Here is a 24,093-nt window from a genome sequence, read left to right as displayed (position 1 = left end):
GGTTGTAAGTCTTAGCTGTTTTACATCAAACCACAACTCATTCATAAAGCCAATTTCGTTGATGAATGTTGTAAGTCTTAGCTGTTTTACATCAAACCACAACCTTGGGCTTTTATCCCCTTTGTTGATGGGGTTTTGCGGCGATTTTTCAAGAAGAAAAATGCCTGATTTACTCCAAAGAAGTGGTTGGATGCACGGTTTTTTTAATCCTATCGGTTCAAAACTAACACGAAAAAGCCAATATGTCAATGAACGGAGTGGGGAAGTTACGCTCTTTTATCGTTTTCCCAAAGCTTTAGCCTTTCGAAAAGGGCGCTTAAAACATTTCCAGTTGTTTGGGGCCTTCAGGCAAAGGATCATCTTTCTTGCCCCAGTAGTTGGCGATGCTCCCGTATTGCTTGTCGGTAACGGCCAGGATGCTGACCTGTCCTTTTTCGGGCACAAAATCCTTCACGCGCTTGAGGTGTACTTCGGCACTTTCGCGACTGGCACAATGGCGGATGTAGACCGAGAACTGCATCATCGAAAAGCCGTCTTTCATCAGGTCTTTCCGAAATCGGGTGGCTTGCCGGCGTTCCTTCTTGGAAGTCACGGGCAGGTCGAAAAAGACAAATAACCACATGATATGATAGGCATTTAAACGGGTTTGTTCCATGAGGATTGAACTTTACCTTTTCCAAAGTTTCGAACTTTGGAAAAGATTTTATTCGAATTGAGGATAGACAACTTTTCGGTTTTCGCCATTGAAACACCGGCCTAGCGAGGCGGTGGTTTGCGAGAGTGCGACCATCAACGGGCGCTTGGTGCCGTCCAGCCACACATCGCCAGCCATCAGGCTCAGCATTCGGGCTTTCATCTCTTTGTTCAGGAAGAGTTCATCGGGGTAATCGCCATAAACCGCTAAGGCCAGCTGGTCGACAAACGGGCGGTAAGGTTCCATGATATCGTCGGCCAGGCAAAAGGCATTGTACTTGTTGTGGTGATGGATGCCCAGGGTGGGCAAAAGGCCGGAACCCACCAGGGCACGGGCAACGGCCGAGCGCAGCAGGATGTAACCATAGTTCAGCAGGTGGTTGGGCGGATCGCCGTAACGGTCGCGGAAAAAGCCCTGCCCAATCAACCGGCTCCAGTAAATGCGTGCGGCCAGTCCTTCGCGGTTTTCCAGGTCGCCACTCTTTACGCTTTTGGCATAAGCACGCAGCTCGTGGGCTTTATGGCCTTGCTTTTCGAGGTGAGCGGCCTGGTTGCGTATTTTGGCTTCGATGGTTTGTTTCCAGAGGTTCTTTTTCAGCGGTTCCGAAGCGCTGATTTGTGCCCGGAACAATTCGCTTTGTAAACTATGGCTTTCGAGGTTGAGCAACATGGAGGAGGGCATGTGCTTGCTGTCGCAAAACACCAGGGCCACCTTGTTGGCATTCAACTGTTCCACCAGTTTCATACTAAAACTGATTTGTGGATGGTCGAGCACGATAAAGCCAATATCTTCAACCGGAATGGTTTTGTTGGTCAACTGGTCTTTCGACTGCGCCACCAACTGGCAGTCCTTCAAACTTAAATAATAGGGACTGGAAAAGAATAAGGTTCGTTTGAGCATGGTTTTTTGTTTTGGGATGACCTTTTCCAAAATTTCGAACTTTGGAAAAGATTGCTATAACTCCAGCGAGTAGAAATGGTTATACTTAAAGTTGGCTAATCCGTCGAACCATTGAAGCACCTCATCCCGTTTAATCAAAGTTGGTTGATCCGAAACGATGGCATTATACGAAGAGTACTTCCATTGCTGAGGTTGACTGACAAAGCCATGATTTACAGGGTTACGATGGATGTAATTCACCAAACGGATCAGGTAGCCATCATCTTCGACTGGCTTTCGCTTAAAATTCTTTAAAAACAAACTACCTCTTCGATTATAAATCAAATTATAAGCTTGGGTGTAAGAGCTGAAGAGATTCGAAAATTGCTTGCTTATATATTTGCTTAGAAACAATTCCCGTTTTTCAATACAATCTGCAGCAGGATAATTTTTTGCGCCTTTAGCTGAACTCAATAGTTGGGCTTCGATTGTAGCTTGTGGCTTCAGGCATATTAACAAATGAAAATGATTCGGCATCAGGCAAAAGGCCAGCGTATCGGCAATTGGTGTTAGGTATTGTTTATACTTTTCAATGAAAAACGTGTAATTTTTGTCTTCTCTGAAAAGTAATTCATTCCCAATTGCGCGGTTGTAAATATGGAAGTAACATTCAGGCAACAATGGTTCCATGCTGTTCTTTTTGATTAAATGATTGAAAGACCTTTTCCAAAGTTTCAAACTTTGGAAAAGGTTTGTTTTGCTGTTGGTTTACCCGGGTTCGGTTGGTTCCTTTCAAACCTTCAAGGTTTTTGATACCTTGAAGGTTCTGAAAAAACGCCTGAATTTCGTCCTCTCCTTTGATCTTTACCAGCAGATGAAAATGATTCCTCATTAACACCCACGCATAGGTGTTGGCTACCGGTGAAATGTATCTCGCATAAAGTGAAAGGAAATACTCGTAGTTGGTGTTCTCCTGAAACAGGTTACAGCTGTTTATTCCACGGTTGTAGATGTGGTAAAAGTGATTGTGTTCGAGAGGAGGTATGCTCATCGGTTTTTCTTTTTTTTGATCTGTTTTAATCCTTCAAGGTTTTTGGAAACCTTGAAGGATTAAATAGGGACTTAGCCTTTCACCACAATGCCGATTTTTTCGAGTAGTTGGGGTTTATCGGCCAGGGCAATGCGGGCAATGACTTCGTAATCGTTTATCCAGTCAGCCAGTTCTTCCACTTTTTGGTCGCGTTGCTGGGTGGCATTTTGGGCATCGCCCATTTCTTTTCGAACGTTTTCCGAGGCGGCTGCCACGCTTTCAATAGCCGCAATTTCGGCTGTTAGTTTCTCCTCGGTTTGTCCGTAGTTGGCCATGGCCGCCTTCCAGCTTTCGTTTGCCAGCAGGGCACGGTAAAAGCCCTGCGTTTGTTTCAGCCAGCCACTGTGCGTGGAAGCACGTCGCCCATTAAGCTCAAGCGTGGTTGTTGCCTGCACATCAGTCTTAAAAGCAATCCGTCCAATAGCCACCATGTTTTTGTAGGTCTCGTTGGCTTTTTGCTTTTCTACTTTAAAGGTTTCCTGGGCGGCATCCAGCTCGCCATACTCTTTTTTCTGGTTTTCAACCAAGGTGCTTGCTTCGGTCAACAAAGCTTTTCCTTCGTTCAGTTTGGCCTCGGGATAGCCCATGGGCGAAACAGCATTCAGAATTTTTGAATCGCCAAGGCTGTTGTTGATTCGAATACTGGACTGAAATAAAATCTCGTCGATTGATAATTTTGAAAAATTCATAGGAATAATTTGAGAATGATAAGAAAGTGTTGCGTAGTCTGCCGGTACAGCAGTTTTGAGGAGGAACATTTTGGGAAAACAGAACGAAGCGGGACGAGCTGTGCGGTATTCTGATCTATCCCAAAGTTCAGGAGTATTGTTTGAATGGGGGATGGTTCCCCCGAAACAGAGACCGTTTATTTGGCTGCGATAGGCTTATTCCCGCAGCGAAAAGGCATTGAACCAGGTAAAGAGGCTTTTCGCAGTGATTTATTGCTCTCCGCTGCCGAAAATTGCTTTCCGCCGAGGTAGAAAGCTCAGGTGTATTGGTTTGAATCACTACCGCCACCGATTTTAGCGTTTCGCCCCGGAAAATCATGCTTCGCTCTGGTTGCCAGTAGTCCGTTCTGGTTTTTAGCATGCTGTTACGTTTTTTTAGGTGGTTCAGCTTTTCCAAAGTGTTAAACTTTGGAAAAGCTTAGCCTGTATTTTTCAATTGTTTACGAATCCTTCATGACCTTTCAAGACCTTGAAGGACTGGTTATTTTATTCGTTTGATATTGCCGAGTGAGTCGGTTTTCAGTTTAACCATTCTAGTTTTCCTGTTGCACTTATTTTAAACTCGTAGCCTTCGACCAGAAAATTGAATTTTGAAGGACTTAATAATAACTTTGGTGCGGGAAAATCAAAATTAACTGTTGAAACTCCATTAGTTAACGATTTGGGCGCTTTTTCTCCATATTTACTTTCATAATCAGTTTTTAGGCTTTCATCATTTCTGGCTTCCTGGTGAAACTTAAATGTAATTCTTCCATCTTTATTCATTTTGACAACTTTATACAAAAGCAATACACTTTCTGTTGCCGTTTTCTTTAACTCAGCAGGAGAGTCTTTCCAGAATAAAACCACAGAGCCTGTTTTTAGAATGTATTTTAAGTATTTTTTTGATTTAGGATGTTGGTTGGGAAATGGATTTACTGATTCTTTCGTATTGAAATATTTACCTGCCTCAAGATTGTTGACGATTGAAAAATCCCGTTTGATTTCTCCTTTTTTATTTAAGCCTTCATACACAACCATTGCATAATTACCATCATTTACAAAATAGCTGTATTGTTTGTGTTCCTTTTTTGATTGATCTCGGTGTGCTTTTATTTTTAAAGGATTTGTAACTGTTGTTGCTTTGCATCTTACTTTTTTAATTGGAGTATAGCTGCCGTCTTTGTTGGGGATGGCATAGATCTTTGATAGCTGATCCAAGAGTTGGTCAACTGTTTGCTGGCAGTTTGTTAGTTGTTCTTGTTTTTCAGCATCCCGAAGTTGCTTCTGCGCTTTCTCGAGGTCTTTACGCAGCTTGCTTTCTTCCTTTTTGCCTTTTTCGACAATCGAACGGATATTGTCGTCAACAATATTTTGAACATCACTTGGTGTTAAGGCATCGATGGGCTTGCGGACTACGTAAACAGTTTTTTCTGTTACCTCTCCTTTTTTATTGATCTCTTCTTGTTTTATGGCTCCGTAATTTGTGTCTTTATGCAAAGCTCCGCGTACCGAATCCCCTTTCACAATGATAGAGTTCCCTTTTTTGTCCCGGACGACTTGCCCTCTTTTCTTTAATATTTTTCGAGTTCTTTTGGGGAGTACATCAGGGGTGTAATGAGAAATAAATACTTCGTTTTCAATCGATTTTAAATCAGATGCAAAGTTTGGCCAGGGAGGGCTTACCTGTGGCATATCTGTTGCTTGCATTTGTTCCAATTCTTCCCACTCGTGATAAGCATTTGCCAATTGCTCGTACGCTTCTTTGCTCATACAGGCAATAGTAATGGCATCAATGCAATGGTGAATGTGGTTTATTCGTTCTTTTCTGACAAACTCATCTTGTATTCCCCATAGTTTCCGATAGTCAGCAACTGTTTTTCCTTTTACGGTATAAACGTGGTTGAATACGGTTTTCAAATACAGTCTTGCATATTTTGTAATGATCCCGATATCAACTAGCTGACTGTTCTTAAATCCTTCGGGAACCTCTTTCATCTCAAAACGATGGTATTTACTTTTCCAATAGTCAAGATTTAGTTGATGCAGATGTCGGCGTTGGATTGCTGCGTCTTTTACTTCCTTGTTGTCGGCATTTGCCCTACTTTGGCGAACGGCTTTTTCAACTCCTTCTTTCGCCTCTTCAATGTATTTTTTCCAGTGCTCAATTCGCTGGAGGATGGTCTCATGGTCGGGTAACTCAGAGGGGATACGGTTGCGCTTTATTTTTTGGTTATAATGACTGTTGCAAAGGCTTAGGTTTTCCTGTGAGTTATCGAATGACAAACTGCGAGGAATGGTATGTTCAAGGTCGTATTTGGGATGGTCGCCAATAAACTCGGTTAAGCCAATGTTCTCTCCCGTGTACAAGCAAATGTGTTTTTGCTCTTCCCAAAGTTGGTATTTAAGGATGTCGTTTCCTGATGGTTCCATCTCTTTTCCTGTTGCAGCCAGGTAATCTCGGCGTAGCTCTTCTTGGTATTCTTTACGCTTGTCACGTCTCTTATTTTGCCAGCGCTGTAGTGCTTTCCGTTCATTGGCATTTTTAAGGTCGCGTGCCATTTCTATATTTATTTTGGTATCAGAGTCAATCACTCGATTTTTAATCAACTCATTAACTACTTTTCGAAGTTGATGCAAAGCACGCATGGCCATCGGATTTTTAATAGCCGAAATAAGGGGGCTTCCTAAATAGTAGTTTCCATCAGCTGCCTTTGATGCCTTTCTATAGACTTCAACTGCTGAAGGATGATACATTTGCTCCAATTGTTTGGCATCAACATCAAATTGGTCGGTGATGAAATTACGAATACGCTCATCCGTCCTTTTCGATTTCAGATATTCACCGCGTCCAAGATTATTGCTCATTTGTTGCTTTACGAGCTCATAAACCTTTTGCTGATAGGCTTCTTTTTCGGTCTCTGGATATTCTTCCCAGGTTTTATTGCCAATAACAGCTTTTAGTTTTTTGAGTAAGTCTTTTTGAAGGTTAGCCTGCCAGAATTCATTGTCACTCCAGCTTATGTCTTCCCTTCGGCTCATTGTTATTATTCCATTGACTATGTCCGCCAGCTGTTTTTCCCGACTCTGGGATTGAATGATGTGAAGAATTTCATCTTGAATTAGCTTACGATTCTCTTCTTGACTCCAAATGTTTTTAGGAACCAAATCTTCCAACTTAGCCATAAATACAGCGTGAGAATAGATCAAGCCTTGTCTCAAATAAGGTAGAATTTTCCGGATGGCCTTTAAGCTTAAAGCACCGTAGTCGTGTTTCAACTTGATTTTTGAGAACTCTCGTATTTTTTGCTCATCGAGCCTTAATCGGTTTTGAGCAAACTCAACCAATTTTTCTGTCTTATCGAATGAAAAAAGGACATGCCAAATATCGGTTACGATTTCTTCTGTTGACTTGAGTCCCGTCTTCTGTTCTTTCAATGTATAAGAATTGACAAGCTCTTGTTCCCAGTTAGCGCCAAATATGGCAATTAATTGAGCTGTGGTATGGCATCCGCTAACTGAAGTGCGCATGTCATGGTTGAATAAGTAATCTGCCTCAGAACGTTCTTTCCTTTTTATATAAGAGTATTTTGCTCCCTTTGGAGTGAGCCGCTTGGCGATATCTTCAAATTTGAAATGCTCCTTGCTTTTGCGCATAAAGAGCGGGATAATTGTTTCTTTTTCATCGATATTCAAATATCGAAGTTGGTCATCATCGGGTGTCTTTAGCTTGATATTATTGATAAAGGCATGCATTCGGTATTCTTCAAATCGAGGATGCGATACCGGGCAACGGGGTTTATTCTTTTCGAACGGGCAATTTCCAACTAATCCTTTTTGAGATTTTAACGGACGTTGGTAGAAAATAGCTTTGTGGAGCTTATCGACAAATTCGGATGGCAATTGCTGAAAATCAATAATGCGGTTGAATTCTTCTAAATAATGTTTCTCCCGATGGGTATATTTTCCTCTTATTTTTATGCCTTTCTGATATAAATTGTAGAAATACTGACCAAGAGTATTATTCTTTTTTGCGGTATTAAGTTCTTCAATTTGTTTTTTTACTGTACCATCATTTTCCTTAGTTGTTTCAAGTCGGTTACTTAAGAAGCCTCTACGTTGGGCTAAATGATAAAAAGCCCTTCCTAAGCGAAATCGATCAACTTCGTTGTTTAAGTCGAATTTTGATTCTACTGCTAAGGCTCTGTATCGATACGGATTTTTGCTTACAATTTCATCGGTTTTTTGCCAGTTTCGGAAAGCTTGATTGATTGGATAAATTCCCTTGTAGCGCCAGTCTCGAAGCTCTTGATTTGTTAATGGAGGACAGTAGCCAAATTCAGAAAGGACTTTCAGAACCTCAATTTTTCGTAGTTTTCGGCGATATTTTAATCGTCTGGCACTTCGGTATGCTGTTCTTTCTGCTGCTTTTGATCCTTCAACTCCTTTTTCGATTTTTACGCCTTCTTGAAAAATGCGAACGCCTTTATCGATAAGCTTGAAATCTTCATTTTTTTCTTTTTCAACCACTGCCCAGCCAATGCTGTTAGTTCCGAGGTCCAGTCCGAGTATTTTAGCCATAGGTTTAAATTTTTATTGTTTGGTTTGTTTTTTATGTCTTTTATTTCTTACCTTCGTTAACATTAGAACGAATTTTGTTTTACATCTTATCACAATAAGGCTATAAGCCGAAGGAAAACATTCCTATACTCCCGCTTCGGTGGGAGTTTTTATTTTTAGCCGGTTTGTTTTCGAATCATCAAACTATCTTTAATAGGAACACTGACCTTTCCTGTGTTACTGACCTTCTTTCGATGAGCTAGTGTTCATAATTGATTGGATGTATGAATTTACAATCTAATTGATGATTAGTAAACAGAAATGATCTTTTTTTCATGAACGAGCCATTTTTCGTGATGACCCCCCGCTTTCCGGCAACGAAGGAGATTTTATCGTTAAATTAGTAAGGCGATGATTTTATTTTTTTTATCATTTAACCGCACTCTTCCCCGAATGGTCAGGCAGGGATCCCGAGCGATAGCCGATGAGTGAGCTTGGCTTTTGCTCATTGAATCGGGGGTTGGGGGTTCGGCGTTCGAAAGGGTTGTCTGTCGGCTTTTTCGTGTAATTCGGGCAAAAACGGTACTTTTACCTCAATTCTGTACAAAACTTCGTTGTTACAGATTTTAGATTTTTACATGTATTGACAAGTTGGCCATGGAAACACCGTTGAGAAAGATTATACATGTGGATATGGATGCGTTTTATGCTTCGGTGGAGCAGCGCGATAATCCGGCATTGCGCGGGAAACCTGTGGTTGTTGGTGGCGATCATGAGCGGGGAGTGATTGCCGCAGCCAGCTACGAGGCCCGGCGTTATGGGATTCATTCGGCCATGGCTTCGGTGGTGGCTAAGCGAAAGTGCCCGGATTTGATTTTTGTGCGCAGCAATTTCGATAAGTACAAAAAGGTGAGTCAGCAAATTCGGGAGATCTTTTTTGAGTACACCGACCTGGTTGAGCCTTTGTCGCTGGATGAAGCTTTTCTGGATGTGACTTTTGCACGGAAAGGAAAACCGTCGGCTACGCTTATTGCTCGTGAACTTAAACGGCGCATCAAGGAAGAGACGGGCTTGATTGCTTCGGCCGGAGTTTCGTATTGCAAGTTTTTGGCTAAGGTGGCCTCGGATGTCGATAAGCCGGATGGCTTGTTTGTGATTACGCCTGATGAGGCTGAAGCTTTCCTGGAGAAGCTGGAGGTGCGCAAGTTTTTTGGGATTGGCAAAGTGACGGCTGAAAAGCTGAATCGGCAGGGGATTTACTTTGGAGCTGATCTGAAAAAACTGGAACTGCAGGAGCTGATTCGTCAGTTTGGGAAATCGGGGGCTTATTACTATCAAATTGTTCGGGGAAATGACGATCGCCCGGTGACACCATCGCGCGAGCGAAAATCGCTGGGGGCGGAGCGTACTTTTGATACTGATTATTTTTTGTTGGAGGATTTACAGACCAAGATGCAGGCCATTGAAGATGAAGTGTGGCAACGTTTGGAGCGAGCGCAGAAGCATGGCCGGACCCTGACTCTGAAAATCAAGTTTGCCGACTTTGAGCAAATCACCCGAAGTAAAACCTTGTTGACTTTGTTTCGTTCGAAAGAACTGTTGCATACGCATGCAACCGAATTATTGCAGCACGAAGCTCCGTTTGTGAAGGGCGTTCGCTTGCTGGGACTCACCATCTCAAACTTTGAAGAACCCGTAAAGGGGCCTATTCAATTGACCATCGATTTTTAGTTTTCACTTGTGTGCGTTGTTTTCCTGGGTTAAGGGCAATTTAAAATAGAACTTTGAGCCTTTTAATGGCGCTGATTCAACCCATATTTCCCCGTGAAGCAGCTCTGCAATTTCCTTGCAGATTGAAAGGCCAAGTCCAACTCCTTCATAGCGTCGGGTGCTGCTATCATCTACTTGCCTGAATCGTTCAAAGATGACTTCAAGCATCTCTTGAGCAATTCCAATCCCTTCATCTTTTACACAGAAAATGACGGATTTTTGCTTGGCTTGGCATTCCACTGTAATTTTACCCTTATTGGAATACTTAACTGAATTACTGATAAGGTTCGTTAGCAGTTGCGTTAACTTGGTTTTATCGGACTGGATGTTGGGCTGTTTTGCAGCATTAAAGCCGGAGAAGGAGAAGCTGATGTTTTGTTTGTCGTATTTCTTTAGTTCACTTTTCATGAAAAACTCCAGGCTTTTTCCAATTTCTTGTGCGGTAAAATTTTCAACTCGAAGTTTTGTTTGCTTGGATTGAAGCATGGTCAACTCGAAAATAGATTCGATGATCGACAATAAATGATTGCCACTGGAGTGAATAATTTTACCCATATCGACCATCTCTGCTGGCGGCAAGCTTTCGTCTATCAGTTGGCTGAACCCAATGATGGCATTGAGCGGGGTTCGTAATTCGTGTGACATAGTTGCCAGGAAAGCGGACTTCAGCCGGTCGGCGGCCTCTGCTTTTTCTTTGGCGTTAATCAGCTCTTGTTCGGTCCGTTTTTGCCGGGTAATATCACTTCCAATTCCCCGTAAGCCAATAATGTGGTTTTTTTTGATTACCGGGCGAACAGAGATGCGCAGCCAAACCGTTTGACCATCCAATGTTTGTGCTCTGAACTCAAGAGGAAGGTTGTCTTTTTGTTTCAGGAAGCCATCAAAGCGTTTTTCAACATCTGCTTTGTCGCGCTCAGCCACAACCTCAAGAAAGTATTTTCCCAGGTAATGTGAGGGAGGGTACCCTGTTATGGCTTGCACCCTGGGACTGATATAGCTGAAATTCCAGTCAGCGTCTAACTCGTAAATAATATCATTGATATTCTCTACCAGGTTTTGATATTTCTCGTGGCTTTGCCGCAACTCATTCAGTGCATTGATCCGAACGCTAACATCAAGCAAGGAGGCTACTGATGTTTTTGTCCCGGGAATCATGTCGATATTTAGAAAGATGTGGTGTTCGGCTTTTCTGCGATCAACGAAGGTAAACTCGTATTGTCTGGGGGCATTTTGTGGCGCCTGTCGTCGGTTATTGTGATGCTTTTGCATCTTCTCCAAATCTTCAGGTATCACAAAGTCGGTCCACTTCATTTTGTTCTCCAGTTCTTTTCTGGAGTAGCCACTTAAACGTTCAAATTTCTCATTAACAAGAATCAAGGTTCGGTTTTCGTCAATCAAGCAAGTGGCCGTTCCAGTATTATTAAAAATGGCCTTGTAAAGCACTTCACTTTCTTTTAGTGCTTCCTCATTGAGTTTGATCTTGGTAATGTCCCGGGCAACTCCTAACACACCTACAAGTTCGCCTTGACTGTCGCGCATGGGGGTTTTTACGGTTTCAAGCAGGGCCCGATGTCCGTCGCTGGCAAAGGTTACCCATTCCAGGTTGGTGCTGGCTTGGTTTTTACGTATAGCCAAATTATCGTTTGTTCGAAAAAAATCGGCCAACTCTTTGCTGACAAAATCATAGTCGGTTTTACCGATGATTTCAGCCTCCGTTGCACCAAAAAATTGCTCAAATTGGTAGTTGCAATTGAGGTAAACCCCATCCGGATCTTTTAGCCAGATTAGGTCGGGAATGGTTTCGAGCACCGTACGAAGGTGGGTGCGTTCATTTTTGAGATTAAGTTGGGCTTGCCGGTGTTCCGTGATATCGGTGATATTGGCGATGATAATGTGATCCTCTCCCAATCGCATTGGATAGCCGGAAATTAGCACATTCCGGAGGTGCCCCGACTTTCTGAAAATAAGATATTCCCGGGCTTTTACCTTCCCTTCTTGCTGAATGGTCGTGATATAATCAATTCGGTCAGAAGGATTAGTCCAAATTCCCAGCTCCACGCTTGTTTTGCCTTCGTATTCTTCCTTGGTCCACCCGGTAATCTCGGTGAAGCTTTCGTTGGCCTCTATGATCTTACCATCTCGTTCTCGGGCGAGCATAATGGCCATGGGGCTGGCATGAAACGCTTTTTTGAATTTTTCTTCACTTTGCAGGAGTGCTTCTTCATAGTGCTTTCGGTCGGTAATATCAAGAATATACCCTTCGAGTGTTTCTATGTGTTCAGGATTATGGCCCGGAATTCCAACTCCCTGTTCCCATACCCAGCGTTCTTCTCCTTTCTTAGTTGTTATGCGATATTCAATGGAAAATTGATGATGCTTTTGAATCGCTTGTTGGACCTCACGCTCAACACTTTTTCGATCTTCTGGATGAATGAGATCAGCAAAGGACTTCTTTTTATTAAAAAGCAACTCTTGACAGCAATAGCCGGTAATTTCCTGAACGGTATCGCTCAGGTATTGCATGGTCCAGTGGTTGTCGTTCTTACACTGATAAACGATACCGGAGAGGTTTTTGATTAAGGTTGAAAGCTGGCGGTTTGTTTCAGCCAGTTTTTCTTCCATGGCATGCCGGTCGGTAATGTTGACGAGCGATACCAACACTCGTTTATAAGGAATGGGATGCTCAATGGCGATCCATTTGAGAATGTAATAGCGCTTTTCGCCATTGGGAAGCTCAATTGGAAGCTCTGTTGTTAAGCGCTTTTCGCCACGAAGAATACAGTAAAATTGCTTTAAAATACTTTGGTAGGCTTCAGGAAGGTAGAGATCAAGCAAAGAGCTATACGCCATGTCTTTGGGCGTAAACATTTCGGCTTCTTTATTGTGATGAATGATTTTGATTTGTTTGAGTAACCTGAAAAATTCATCCTGACGGGAATCAAAGTAGGATGAGAGGCTATTTATTCCTTGTACCTGAAGCGCTTTAATGCTCTGGGCTACCTGCGAAAAATCTTGTTCCCAGGCCGGGATGGAAAGGTGATTAAAACTATCAAAGTCCTGGATTGCTGATAGACGTTTCTCATTTGCGAAGGGGAGGCTGCTTTTCTGACCGTCCTGTAATTGTTGGATGTGTTCTCCCAACAAGGCATTTTTGGCAATTTCTTCCTCTAACCTTTGTTTGAGTCGTCTTATTTCCTCTTCTGGCTTGTTTGAGCCTTCTTGTGGTTGAGTTTTATTCAGCATAGTCCTTTTCGTTTCTAATCATCTCCCATCTACCCGGTCGCTAAAGAACTGCAAAATAGAAATATTATTTTACTTTTTTATTGACAATGAATGTCTTTCTTGAATTGGACATATTGATAAGGATCAATAAAAGTATTTATGGCTATCTCTTTGTGTTATAGTTTATAAGCTTGGAGCTTGGCCAGCGTTTGGATATAGTTGTTTTCGATCTCCATTGCTGTGTCAATCGTTTCATAGTAAAAAGCCAGCTCGTTAAAATAATCAATAACAGAAAGATGTCCTAATTGCAAGGCTTTATCCAAAAAGCCGATGTTGGCTGCTTCTTTTAGCGTTTGGTCATATTCTTTCCAAATTTTATTTAACTCTTCGGCCTGTTTATAGCGCTTTTGTGTCTCACTTACCAAGGAGCTTAACCGCGAGCTGTAGCGCTGCTCCTCGAAAATAGCCTGCGCTTTGGCTTGCTTCACCTTGTTTTTATCTTTCCAAAGCGGAATAGACAGGCCCCCACGAACCCCACGATAAGTGCCATCTCCGGCCTTTTCCGATTCGTAGCCTAGTTCAAGTTCGGGCAGCCAGTTTTGCTTGGCCAGCTTAATCTGCCTGTCGGCAACCTGCTGGGCTTGTTGCAGGTAACGAACTTCCGGCTGAAGTTGCTGCATATCGCTTAGGACGGTTTCCAAGGAGGGGAGTTCGTTTGCTGGATTGGAGACAATAACCAGCGTGTCCGGAGTTTGGCCGGAAAGTAGCTGCAGGTCTCTTTGCTGGGCATCCAGCTCTTGAACCAGTAGTTGGTTATTGCTCTTGGTTTTCAGGTATTGAATCCGCGCTTTGTTGACATCCAGCACCGAGGCGTTACCACGTTCAAACTTGGTCTGATACGATTGGTAAAGCTGCTCGGCATGCTCCAGGCGTTTTTGTAGAATTCGCTGTTTTTTCAGCAGGAAAGCATACTGGTAAAAGCCGAGTTGAGCTTCCAGTAATTTGGCTTGCCGGAATAGCTGGTATTCGTATTCGCTTAACTGACTTTGATCGTTAGCCAATTTTTTCCGTACCGAATAAACCGTTGGAAAGTCAAATGACTGGCTGATGCCATAGGTCGTTTTATTCCCAATTTCCTCTTGCTTTCCGGGGAAATGGCCATACTCAATGCTTGGGTTATCAGGCGTAAGCCCCGTTTGGAAGCCCATCTGTTGGGCTTCCATGAGTTTGTATGCTGCTTTAAGCTCTTGGTTGTTTTGCTCCACAAGCGATAGAAATTCGTCTACGTTGTTTTGAGCATAGACAGCCTGAGATAGCACCCCCAGAAAAGTCAATAGTAAAACTTTCAGGGTGTTGCGTTTATGTTGGTGTAACATTGCTGTTACTTGTTTTCTAGTTCGTTTCATAAGGCTGACTTTTCCTCCTTTTTTTTCTGAAATAGATAATAAATAATGGGGACCACGTAGATGTTGAGTAGGGTAGAACTTAACAATCCTCCCAAGATAACAATGGCCATTGGGCTCTGAATTTCGTTTCCTGGTTTGTCGCCAGCCAAGGCTAACGGAATAAGAGCCAAAGCGGCAGTCAGAGCGGTCATCAAAATTGGATTAAGCCGATCTGCTGAACCTTTGATGATTCGGTCTTTCAAACTATCGACCTGATCAGTAAGGCTCTGGTAACGCGAGATCAGCAGAATTCCATTTCGGGTGGCAATCCCAAATAAGGTGATAAAACCGATGATTGCAGGAATACTAATAACCCTGGAGGTCATCCAGATAGCCACGACACCGCCGATAAGCGCCAGTGGCAAGTTGATCAGAATGATCATGGCCAGCTTTGTGTTTTTGAACTCAACATACAGCAGAATAAAAATTAACAGCAAAGCTCCCAAGGAAGCAGTGAGCAACACACGACTGGCCTCCGCTTCGCTTTCAAATTGGCCGCCATATTCCAGGTGATAGTTTTCGGGTAGCGTGATGTTTGCTGAAACTTTATCCTGGATATCGTTGACCACACTGCGTACATCGCGGTCAGCCACATTGACGGCAACCACAATTTTGCGCATCACGTTTTCACGGCCAATGGTATTTGGTCCAAAGGTCGACTGAATGTCGGCAACATAATAGAGCGGAATTTTTTGTCCGGAAGGCGTGTCAATCAAAGCATTTCGAACAGCTTCAATCTGGTCGCGGTAGTCGTCGTCAAAACGAAGCACCAGGTCAAAAGCTCTTTCATTGATGAATACGTCGGATATTTTTTCTCCGGCAAAGGCATAATCCACAAATTCCAAAAACTCATTGACCGAAATTCCGTAGCGAGCCAGCATTTCCCGGTTGGGTTTGATTTGAAGTTGAGGAATCTCGATCTGTTGTTCTACCGAGAGGTCTCCAATTCCTTCAACATCCTGTATCTCTTTACGGATTTGTGAGGCAATTTGGAACATTTCATTCAGGTCGGTTCCAAAAAGCTTAATCGCAATATTGGTCTTCGATCCGGAAAGCATGGCGTCAATCCGGTGACTGATGGGTTGTCCCACTTCAACCGTAATTCCTTGGATCTGATTGAGTTTTTCTCGCACCTCGCGCAGGAACTCTTCCCGCGAACGGTCTTGCAGTTCGTAGGGAGCATCAATCTCCGAAACATTCACTCCAAAGGCATGCTCTGCCATTTCTGCCCGCCCGGTGCGTCTTGCTACCGAGGTAATTTCTGGAATTGATAAAAGCGCCTTTTCCGCTTCAATTCCAAGTTTATTACTTTCCTCAAGGTTGATTCCCGGCATGGTCGTCGTATTGATCGTTAGCGAACCTTCGTTGAAGGGGGGTAAAAAACTCCGTCCAAAGCCTGTGATCAGTACGATCGCTACTGCAAACAATGCAACACTGATGCCGATTACCGGTTTGCGGTAGCTTAATGCCTTTTGCAGGGTTTGTGTGTAGTGCTGGCGTAAAAAACGTTCGACACGGCTGCCCTTGGCCTGTTTTTGCAAACGCTTTTCGTTGGTTAACAGGTAACTACTCAACACCGGAATGATGGTAATGGCTACAAAGAGAGAGGCAAAAAGCGATACAATGTAGGCGATCCCCAGCGGTTGTAGCATTCGTCCTTCCATTCCCGAAAGGAAAAATAAAGGAATAAATGCTATGATAATGATAAGGGTTGCATTCAAAATGGAAGCCCGGATTTCAACAGAGGCTTCGTAAATTACATTGAAAATAGGTCGTTTTTGATCATCGGTCAACCGGCTGTTTTCGCGTAACCGTTTGTACACGTTTTCTACATCGATGATGGCATCATCAACCAGCGATCCAATCGCAATTGTCATCCCTCCCAGGGTCATCGTATTGATGGAAATTCCCATCCATTTCATGGCTAAAATGGCCACCAACAGCGATAGCGGGATTGCCAGTACCGAAATAATTGTTGTTCGGTAGTTCATGAGGAAAACAAACAGAATGATGACAACAAAGAGTCCACCTTCGATCAGCGCTTTTTGCACGTTGTTGACTGATGTTTGAATGAACTTGGCTTGCTCAAAAATATCGGTGTGAATGCCGACATCTTCAGGCAGTGTTTGTTTTAAATCGCCCAGCGAAGTCTTAATTCGTTCGGTCAGCTCCAAGGTGTTGACATTGGGTTGCTTGGTAACGGTCAGGATGACCGCTTTTTCTCCCCGGTAGGAAGCATCTCCAATTTTGGGAGCGGCACCAATGCGTACTTGGGCTACATCATTAACTTTAACGGGGTAGCCATCTTTCATTTTAACCAGGTTGTTACCAATTTCTTCAGGCGTATTGCTCCGGGCAATTCCTCGAATCAGGTATTCCTGTCCATGTTCATTCAGAAAACCTCCCGACACATTTTCGTTGGATGCTTTGCAGGCGGTAATCAGCTCCTGAAATGAAACATCGTAATATTTCATTTTAAGTGGATCGGCCAATACCTGGAATTCCTTGAATTCTCCGCCAATGATAGCCACCTGGGCAACTCCGCCAACTGAAAGTAAACGCGGGCGAATGTTCCATTCAGCCAGTGTGCGTAAATCCATTGGCGAGGTTTCGTCAGCAGTCAGAGCAATCATCATGATTTCACCCATAATGCTGGACTGAGGGGCCAATGTTGGTGAGCCCACTCCGGTTGGCATTTGGTCGGCAATGGTTGCTAACTTTTCGCTTACAATCTGGCGGGCATCGTAAATATCCATGTTCCAGTCGAACTCAACCCATACAATGGAAAATCCCATGGCTGAAGAACTGCGGACACGCCGAATGTTGGTTGCTCCATTAACTGCGGTTTCAATGGGAAAGGTCACCAGGCGTTCAACTTCTTCTGGTGCCATTCCATGAGCCTCTGTCAGTACGACGACTGTCGGGGCATTCAAATCGGGAAAGACATCAACCTCCATGTCAGTGGTGACGAAAATTCCTGCGCCGAGAATAAGGGTGGCCATAATCATTACCACCAGCTTATTCTTCAGCGAATACTCAATAATTTTATTTAGCATAGCTTTTTAATCTTGAAGAATTAGTGTTGGTGGCTGTGTGCCGGCAGTGCGCTCGACATGGAGGCCAATTTGATCAAATAAGGGTTTTTTGTGGCCACATGGTCACCTGCTTTCAAACCATCGGTGATGTGGTAGTTTTCACCATCATTGCAGTCGATGGTAACGTACCGTTTTTCAAACGTTTCGCCTGCTTCAACATAGACATAATAGCGTCCGGCTTCTTCGAGCAGAGCTGTTTTTGGAACAACAATGGCATTCGGAACTTCCGATGTTTTCAGGTAAACTTCCACAAAAGATCCAGCAAGCAAATTGCCAATATTATCGATCTCAAAGTAGATTGGTGTGAACAACGAGTTTTCACCCGTTGACTTTCCATATGAAATCAGCTTCCCGTTGAGCTCTTCCGTTTTGTGAAGTTGCTGATCATAAAGGGTAATAAAATTGGCCGTTTTAATCTTGCTAAGCATGGGAAAAAAGCGTTGTGGAACATCTGCTTTTACTACCAGTCGCTTATTTTTTGTGATCTTTAAGATGGGCTGACCGGTTGTTACAAATTCACCTTCCGAAACTAAAATATCCTTGATGTAACCACTGGAATTCGCTGAGATTTTTTGACCTCCTGATGAGTAGTTTTGCTTGATGGTTTCGTAGTTGATCCGGGCTTTTTCAAAAGCCATTTTGATTTCAGCCAACTCCTGATCCGAGGTAATTTTATCGGCGTTCAACAGTTTTGCTCTTTCGTAATTGGCCTTGGCTGTTTCGTATGCCGTTTTTGAATCCAAAAAAGTGGCTTCAATATTATCGTGAATCATCGTTTTTCCTGAAATGGTAATTAGATTTTCTCCTTGACGAACTTGCTCTCCCGGAAGTAGAGACTTATTCCCAAAAACAACCACTCCATCGTGATTGGCAGTCAGTGTAATCTCATCTCCCTGAGCAGGCATAATGTTTCCGGAGGTGTGAATTACTTCCTGAAACTTATTGGGAGCGATGACTAGCATGCCATAGGCTTCGTTGTGTTCATGCTCATGTTTTTCAGATTCACTCGTGTGGTCATGACCGGCATGTTCGGAGCTGGCTTCTTCATGATCGTGGTCATGGTCGTGTTCCTCGCCCTCATGGTCATGATCATGTTCTCCGTGGTCGTGCCCTTCATGATCGTGAGCAGCTTCCGTATCGTGTTGGGGGTCGTGTTCTCCTTGTTTATTGCTCGAGGAGCAGGCTGTCCCCCAAGCTAGGTAACCGAATAATAAAAATGGTAATATGATCTTCTTCATTTGAATTTTTATTGTTTGTGCTTGAATACAAGTTGTTTATCTAAGCTGTTATCTTTCGATGGGAGTATAAACATCAGGAATCAAGCTGCATGTGATATCATTAAGCATGCAATGAGTATTTTTTGTCAGAAAAGGGGTGGTGTTAGGCAAGCACCGGAGGTGCCCTTGATGATGTTTGGTGATAGAAATCAAAAGAGTAATGATTGTTCCAAACATCTACAACCACCAATTGCTCTTGAGGGAAAATTAAATGAAGAAGTGAAGTCCCTGAGAGGTAGGTGTAATCAATAATAAGCTTAGAAAGCGCCGATGTGGCTTCGATGCTGAAGTTACAGGCCTCGCAACCTTGATTTCCATGGGAGGCTTCACAAAGTGTGGAGCCAAACGCATTGTTAAAGGCAGGCATTTGATTAACAACTGAGCCCGCTTCGGCATGTAAACATTCGTGCTCGCAAGCTGCCGTTTCGGCATGATGATGATGTGGAATAATGCTATGCCCAAGAATTATGAGCATCGAAATCCACATGAAGAGGGTACCGATATGTTTGAACTTGCTGTGCATTCTTTTCAAGCTGAAACACAAAAATACATTTTTCATTCAATTTTGAAAGACTTTTTAGAGGCTGTTCGCATTGGTTTAATAAAGCTTAACTCTATTGAAATGCTTTTCGACTAAAATAAAGAGGCTATCATCCTTTTATTAACGCGGAATGGAGCTCGTTTTGCAGCAATCTTTATGATTGCTTATTTGTAAGCATATGTTCTTTCATAATGGTGGATTATTAGGGGGATATGATTCAAATTGTAATCTTTTATTTAGATTTAATAAAAAAAACATCAGAAAAATGTTTTGATTTTTAAAACTTGTCATTACTTTTGACCCGAATTAGAACGCAAAATTACGCGATGAATTTTTCAACTTCTGTAAATAACAAGATGACTTTAGCATGTACCATGATGTGTATGTGTTGTAATCTTTTTATGCAGAAGGGGGAAAGAGAATGAATTGACGATTAGTTAATAACATAAAATCTAAAGGAAAGCCCTTCTGTACATACAGAAGGGCTTTTTTTTGGTTTAAAAGCCCGGAAAAGCATGAGAGAGAAACCTTACCGAAGTGTTGTTAAAACCATTTCGTGGAGAACCCTTGGAACTTTAGATACCATTTTGATTGCCTGGTTGGTGATTGGCAAACTGGAATTTGCCGTGACGATTGGTGGCGTGGAACTATTCACCAAAATGGTTTTGTACTATTTCCACGAACGAACTTGGAATAAGATCAAGTTTGGAAAGATTGACGAGTCCGACATTGAGTATCAGATTTAATTGTGAATTGGAATAAACAGACTTGGAAAGATGGAGAAGAACTTTTTACCGATAGCGCTAAATATTGCCGACGAGAAAATCCTGATTGTAGGAGGTGGCAAATCGGCTTGGAGCAAAATTCAAATTTTGCAGCGCTTTGATGCAGATGTTGAAGTAATTGCCTTGGAGGTGTGCGACGAGATTAAAGAGAGTGGGATTCCATATGCTTTGAAAGCCTACGAAGAGGCAGACTTGGATGGCTATCTCATGGTGTATTCTTGCTCCAACAATGCCGAAGTTGACCAACAAATTGTTCGCGACGGAAAAGCAGCAGGCGTATTGGTAAACATCCATGATCAACCGGCTCTCTGCCAGTTTGTTTCTCCTGCCATCCACCAGCAAGGTGATATCCGGGTGGCGGTAAGCTCCAATGCAAAAGATGTTTATGCTTCCATCCAGGTAAGAAATGAAATTAGAACGTTTTTAGAATCTCAAAATAGATAAAGACCAGAAAAGATGAGTATTAAGTTTTCCCCCTTAACTGAAGTTCAACTGAAGGCCTTGCAACAATTGACAACAGGCATTCAACAAGAACAAATTACTTGGCTGAATGGCTATTTTCAAGGATTAGCAGGAAGTGTAGCTGTGGGCTCAACAACGGAGGTTCGTCCTGAAGAACAGCCCGCTGAAGCCGCCGGAGCTTTACCCCTTACGATTTTGTACGGGACCCATACCGGCCGCAGCGAAGCATTAGCCAAAGCGTTGAGCCAAAAAGCCGCCGAGCGAAACATCAAGAGTGTGATCAAGCCGATGGACGATTATAAAACCAAGCAGTTGAAAGATGAAAAGAACTTGTTGGTGATTGTTAGTACTCATGGAGAAGGCGAACCTCCGGAGATGGCTGAAGACTTTTATTTCTTTTTAACGGGCAAGCGAGTGCCTAAGCTGGATGGATTAAATTACTCGGTCTTGGCCCTTGGCGACAAGAGTTACAAGCTGTTTTGCCAAACCGGTGTTGACATGAATCAAGCGCTTAGCAAAGCTGGAGCAAAGCCTTTACTCCCCATTCTGAAATGTGATGTTGATTATGAAGATGATGCAGAAAAGTGGGGCGAAGCCGTGTTAGCTGAATTGGCAAAACAACAACCGAACGCATCCAGTGCGCCTGTGCAGACCGCTGCTAAGTCCGAAGTTGCGAGCTATTCCAAAAAGAACCCATTTGCTGCGACGGTATTGGATAAAGTACAAATCACCGGGCGTGATTCTGACAAGGAAGTGTATCATTTGGAACTTTCTTTGGAAGGATCAGGAATTACCTATGAGCCTGGTGATGCCTTGGGGGTGATCGCCCAAAATCCACCACAGTTGGTTGACGATATTATCGCGACTTTGGGGGTGATTGATCAGGAGGTTGTCGAAACGCGCATTGGTAAGTTGCCATTCAACGAGGCATTGAAACATCACTATGAAGTTACCTTGTTAACTCGCGATGTTATTGAAAAGTATGCTGAAAAAACTGGAATTGAAGCGGTCAAAGCAATTCTGGAAGACGACAAAAAACTGGATGATTATCTGTATGGGCACGATGTACTGGATTTGTTGCACGAGTTTCCATTTAAACTAACAGCCACTGAGTTTTTGGAACTCTTGCGTCCCTTACCTCCGCGTCTGTATAGCATTTCTTCAAGTCAGGAGGCTGTGGAGGATGAAGTTCACATTACGGTATCGCGTGTTCGCTACGAAAATAAAGGGCGGAAGCGCTATGGAGCGTGCTCTACTTTCCTGGCCGATCGCTTGCAGATTGATGATGAGGTGCTGATTTACATTGATAAAAATCCAAACTTCCGACTGCCTCAAAATGGAACGCCAATTATCATGGTTGGTGCCGGAACAGGAATTGCTCCTTACCGGGCATTTCTGCAGCAACGCGAGTCTGCTGAGTTGAAAGGGAAAAGCTGGCTTTTCTTTGGCGAACGACACTTTGCATCTGACTTCTTGTATCAGCTCGAGTGGCAGAAATACCTTCAAAAAGGATTTCTCGAAAAGATTGACTTGGCTTTTTCTCGCGATCAAAAAGAAAAAGTTTACGTGCAGCACAAACTGTTGGAGCAGCAAAAAGAATTGTTTGAGTGGATCAACAATGGCGCAATTTTTTACCTCTGTGGCGATATGAAGTACATGGCCCGCGACGTGCAAGCGGCCTTGCTGGAGATTATTCAAACGCAGGGAGGAATGACTGAAGAGCAGGCCAAGGCCTACTTCAAAAAACTAAAAAAAGAGAAACGCTTTATGGCTGATGTATATTAAGGTCAAAAGCATCAAACAATAGAAATTGAAGTAATCGCAGGCTTTGCTGCTTGCAAACTTAACCCCCTATAAAAATAGAACGATGAGCGAAATAATTGATTGGAGTAAGCTAGCTGAAGTTGAAAAAATAAAATATGACAGTAACTACTTACGAGGTACTTTAAAGGAAAGTCTGGCCGATCCGGTAACCGGTGCCATTGCAAATGATGATACGCAAATCTCCAAATTTCATGGAATCTATCAACAGCACGATCGCGATTTAGAGAAGGAGCGGAAACGTCAAAAGCTGGAGCCAGCCTTTTCCTTTTTAATTCGTGTTCGTTTGCCCGGAGGTGTGACCAGTGCCGCGCAATGGTTGCAAATGGATGCTTTGGCTGACACGCATGCCAACGGAACGTTGAAATTAACCACGCGTCAAGCGTTTCAGCTACATGGTGTCATCAAGAAGAAGCTGAAAGCGACTATTCAGGGAATTAATGCTGCCTTGCTGGATACGATTGCTGCCTGTGGTGATGTCAATCGGAATGTGATGTCGCATGCCAATCCTGCAGAATCTGCTTTGCACGCTGAGGTGTATCAACTGGCCGGTGATTTGTCGGCTCACTTGATGCCACGAACCTCAGCCTATCATGAGATTTGGCTGGACAAGCAAAAGGTAGCCGATAGCAAGGAGGAAATTGAGCCCATTTATGGAAACCGCTATTTGCCGCGTAAATTTAAAATAGGAGTGGCTATTCCACCATACAATGATGTCGATATCTTTTCGCAGGATTTAGGATTTATAGCGATCGAAGAGCAGGGGCAATTGGTGGGATACAATGTGACTGCTGGCGGCGGGCTTGGTTCTACTTTTGGTATTCCGGAAGCTTATCCTCGGCTGGCCGATGTGATTGGTTTTTGTACTCCGGAGCAGGCTGTTGAGGTGGCTGAGAAGATCGTATTGGTACAGAAGGACAATGGTGATCGGACGAACCGGAAGCAAGCGCGCTTAAAATATACGATTGACCGTAATGGGCTAGATTGGTTTAAAGCTGAAGTCAATCAGTATCTCGGCTATGATTTGCAGCCCGCTCGCCCGTTTAATTTTAGTCGAAACGGTGACCGCTATGGCTGGAAGAAAGGCGAAGATGGAAAATGGAGCCTGAACCTGTTTATTGAAGGTGGACGGGTAAAAGATTCAGAAACGGTAAAACTAAAAACGGCTTTGCGCGAAGTGGCAGAAAAGGTGAAAGATGCTCAGTTCATTTTGACAGGCAATCAAAATTTGATCATCGGAAATACGCAGGAGAAGGATAAGGTCAACCGGATTTTAAAGAAATATGGTGTTTGGCCGCTACAGCTATCCGGGCTTCGGCAAAACATGATTGCTTGTGTGGCTTTGAATACCTGTGGGCTGGCCTTTGCTGAAGCTGAACGTTACCTACCAACACTAATCAGCAAAATTGAGCTGATTTTGGAGGAGCACGGCTTGCTAAAACAGGAAATTGTCATTCGAATGACCGGCTGTCCCAATGGTTGCGGACGACCTTATTTGGCAGAGATTGGTTTCATTGGAAAATCTCTGGGCCACTACAACCTCTATTTGGGAGGGAACTTCAACGGCACACGCCTGAATACCCTCTACAAAGAAACACTTTCTGAAGATGAAATTCTTGCTGAGTTGCGCCCGATTATCGCCGATTATGCTGATAATCGACAAGAGGGCGAAGGATTTGGAGATTTTGTTATTCGAAAAGGCTATGTGAAAGAGACGAAGGAAGGAAAAGATTTTAAACATTAAT

At 43.3% G+C, this 24,093-nt stretch carries 17 protein-coding genes; 5 read left to right on the top strand and 12 right to left on the bottom strand.

Annotated features, from left to right (window positions below; all coding sequences use genetic code 11):
• Window positions 1–316 precede the first annotated feature (316 nt).
• The 7 genes from cas2 to cas9 form a co-directional block, all read right to left on the bottom strand.
• Window positions 317–655, bottom strand: a complete 339-nt coding sequence (gene cas2 / locus BM156_RS13800; protein WP_093920477.1) for a CRISPR-associated endonuclease Cas2 — start codon at window positions 653–655, stop codon at window positions 317–319.
• Between the two features lie 48 nt (window positions 656–703).
• Window positions 704–1,624: a type II CRISPR-associated endonuclease Cas1 gene (gene cas1 / locus BM156_RS13795; RefSeq protein WP_244525746.1), complete on the bottom strand. Its 921-nt coding sequence runs from the start codon at window positions 1,622–1,624 to the stop codon at window positions 704–706.
• A 24-nt stretch (window positions 1,625–1,648) separates the two neighbouring features.
• On the bottom strand, window positions 1,649–2,263 hold the full coding sequence (locus BM156_RS13790; protein ID WP_093920475.1) for a hypothetical protein: 615 nt from the start codon (window positions 2,261–2,263) through the stop codon (window positions 1,649–1,651).
• The gene (locus BM156_RS13785; protein WP_093920474.1) at window positions 2,244–2,624 is read right to left on the bottom strand and encodes a transposase; all 381 of its coding nucleotides are present in this window, start codon (window positions 2,622–2,624) and stop codon (window positions 2,244–2,246) included. Before BM156_RS13785 ends, BM156_RS13790 begins: the two co-directional genes overlap by 20 nt.
• 71 nt (window positions 2,625–2,695) lie before the next feature.
• A complete protein-coding gene (locus tag BM156_RS13780; protein ID WP_093920473.1) occupies window positions 2,696–3,352 on the bottom strand; it encodes a PQLLE family protein in 657 nt (218 codons plus the stop codon).
• 127 nt (window positions 3,353–3,479) lie between these two features.
• Window positions 3,480–3,752 (bottom strand): hypothetical protein, encoded by a 273-nt coding sequence (locus BM156_RS13775; RefSeq protein WP_139218285.1) that lies wholly within the window; start codon window positions 3,750–3,752, stop codon window positions 3,480–3,482.
• 158 nt (window positions 3,753–3,910) lie between these two features.
• Window positions 3,911–7,951 carry a type II CRISPR RNA-guided endonuclease Cas9 gene (gene cas9 / locus BM156_RS13770; RefSeq protein WP_093920471.1) on the bottom strand — a complete coding sequence of 1,347 codons (4,041 nt, stop codon included), beginning with the start codon at window positions 7,949–7,951 and terminating at the stop codon, window positions 3,911–3,913.
• A 636-nt stretch (window positions 7,952–8,587) separates the two neighbouring features.
• Here cas9 and dinB point away from each other — a divergent pair.
• Entirely contained in the window at window positions 8,588–9,661 is a 1,074-nt protein-coding gene (gene dinB, locus BM156_RS13765; RefSeq protein WP_093920470.1) for a DNA polymerase IV, read from the top strand.
• Window positions 9,662–9,664: 3 nt separating this feature from the next.
• On the opposite strand, the gene BM156_RS13760 is transcribed toward dinB, so the two are convergent.
• From BM156_RS13760 to BM156_RS13740, 5 genes are all read right to left on the bottom strand, one after another.
• The gene (locus BM156_RS13760) at window positions 9,665–12,943 is read right to left on the bottom strand and encodes a PAS domain-containing sensor histidine kinase (protein ID WP_093920469.1); all 3,279 of its coding nucleotides are present in this window, start codon (window positions 12,941–12,943) and stop codon (window positions 9,665–9,667) included.
• A 155-nt stretch (window positions 12,944–13,098) separates the two neighbouring features.
• Window positions 13,099–14,328, bottom strand: a complete 1,230-nt coding sequence (locus BM156_RS13755) for a TolC family protein (protein WP_093920468.1) — start codon at window positions 14,326–14,328, stop codon at window positions 13,099–13,101.
• On the bottom strand, window positions 14,325–17,423 hold the full coding sequence (locus tag BM156_RS13750; protein ID WP_093920467.1) for an efflux RND transporter permease subunit: 3,099 nt from the start codon (window positions 17,421–17,423) through the stop codon (window positions 14,325–14,327). Before BM156_RS13750 ends, BM156_RS13755 begins: the two co-directional genes overlap by 4 nt.
• Window positions 17,424–17,443: 20 nt before the next feature.
• A complete protein-coding gene (locus BM156_RS13745) occupies window positions 17,444–18,700 on the bottom strand; it encodes an efflux RND transporter periplasmic adaptor subunit (protein ID WP_093920466.1) in 1,257 nt (418 codons plus the stop codon).
• 142 nt (window positions 18,701–18,842) lie between these two features.
• Window positions 18,843–19,298 (bottom strand): DUF6769 family protein, encoded by a 456-nt coding sequence (locus tag BM156_RS13740; protein ID WP_139218284.1) that lies wholly within the window; start codon window positions 19,296–19,298, stop codon window positions 18,843–18,845.
• A 497-nt stretch (window positions 19,299–19,795) separates the two neighbouring features.
• Between BM156_RS13740 and BM156_RS13735 the strand changes: the two genes are divergently transcribed.
• The 4 genes from BM156_RS13735 to cysI all read left to right on the top strand — a co-directional run bounded on the left by BM156_RS13735 (window position 19,796) and on the right by cysI (window position 24,092).
• On the top strand, window positions 19,796–20,026 hold the full coding sequence (locus BM156_RS13735) for a DUF2061 domain-containing protein (RefSeq protein ID WP_093920464.1): 231 nt from the start codon (window positions 19,796–19,798) through the stop codon (window positions 20,024–20,026).
• 30 nt (window positions 20,027–20,056) lie between these two features.
• Window positions 20,057–20,509 carry a precorrin-2 dehydrogenase/sirohydrochlorin ferrochelatase family protein gene (locus BM156_RS13730; RefSeq protein WP_093920463.1) on the top strand — a complete coding sequence of 151 codons (453 nt, stop codon included), beginning with the start codon at window positions 20,057–20,059 and terminating at the stop codon, window positions 20,507–20,509.
• A gap of 12 nt (window positions 20,510–20,521) precedes the next feature.
• A complete protein-coding gene (locus tag BM156_RS13725) occupies window positions 20,522–22,312 on the top strand; it encodes an assimilatory sulfite reductase (NADPH) flavoprotein subunit (protein WP_093920462.1) in 1,791 nt (596 codons plus the stop codon).
• Window positions 22,313–22,394: 82 nt separating this feature from the next.
• Complete coding sequence (cysI, locus tag BM156_RS13720; RefSeq protein WP_093920461.1) at window positions 22,395–24,092, top strand: assimilatory sulfite reductase (NADPH) hemoprotein subunit; 1,698 nt, start codon at window positions 22,395–22,397, stop codon at window positions 24,090–24,092.
• The last annotated feature ends 1 nt before the right edge of the window (window position 24,093 follow it).

Source organism: Sunxiuqinia elliptica (genome assembly GCF_900113005.1).
In the GTDB taxonomy this organism is placed as follows: domain Bacteria; phylum Bacteroidota; class Bacteroidia; order Bacteroidales; family Prolixibacteraceae; genus Sunxiuqinia; species Sunxiuqinia elliptica.
This window is presented reverse-complemented; position numbering and strand designations above follow the sequence as displayed.

Coding starts and splice junctions, on each gene's coding strand:
- cas2 (WP_093920477.1), bottom strand. CDS start 655: ATGGAACAAACCCGTTTAAATGCCTATCATATCATGTGGTTATTTGTC.
- BM156_RS13790 (WP_093920475.1), bottom strand. CDS start 2,263: ATGGAACCATTGTTGCCTGAATGTTACTTCCATATTTACAACCGCGCA.
- BM156_RS13785 (WP_093920474.1), bottom strand. CDS start 2,624: ATGAGCATACCTCCTCTCGAACACAATCACTTTTACCACATCTACAAC.
- BM156_RS13780 (WP_093920473.1), bottom strand. CDS start 3,352: ATGAATTTTTCAAAATTATCAATCGACGAGATTTTATTTCAGTCCAGT.
- BM156_RS13775 (WP_139218285.1), bottom strand. CDS start 3,752: ATGCTAAAAACCAGAACGGACTACTGGCAACCAGAGCGAAGCATGATT.
- cas9 (WP_093920471.1), bottom strand. CDS start 7,951: ATGGCTAAAATACTCGGACTGGACCTCGGAACTAACAGCATTGGCTGG.
- dinB (WP_093920470.1), top strand. CDS start 8,588: ATGGAAACACCGTTGAGAAAGATTATACATGTGGATATGGATGCGTTT.
- BM156_RS13760 (WP_093920469.1), bottom strand. CDS start 12,943: ATGCTGAATAAAACTCAACCACAAGAAGGCTCAAACAAGCCAGAAGAG.
- BM156_RS13755 (WP_093920468.1), bottom strand. CDS start 14,328: ATGAAACGAACTAGAAAACAAGTAACAGCAATGTTACACCAACATAAA.
- BM156_RS13750 (WP_093920467.1), bottom strand. CDS start 17,423: ATGCTAAATAAAATTATTGAGTATTCGCTGAAGAATAAGCTGGTGGTA.
- BM156_RS13745 (WP_093920466.1), bottom strand. CDS start 18,700: ATGAAGAAGATCATATTACCATTTTTATTATTCGGTTACCTAGCTTGG.
- BM156_RS13740 (WP_139218284.1), bottom strand. CDS start 19,298: ATGAAAAATGTATTTTTGTGTTTCAGCTTGAAAAGAATGCACAGCAAG.
- BM156_RS13735 (WP_093920464.1), top strand. CDS start 19,796: ATGAGAGAGAAACCTTACCGAAGTGTTGTTAAAACCATTTCGTGGAGA.
- BM156_RS13730 (WP_093920463.1), top strand. CDS start 20,057: ATGGAGAAGAACTTTTTACCGATAGCGCTAAATATTGCCGACGAGAAA.
- BM156_RS13725 (WP_093920462.1), top strand. CDS start 20,522: ATGAGTATTAAGTTTTCCCCCTTAACTGAAGTTCAACTGAAGGCCTTG.
- cysI (WP_093920461.1), top strand. CDS start 22,395: ATGAGCGAAATAATTGATTGGAGTAAGCTAGCTGAAGTTGAAAAAATA.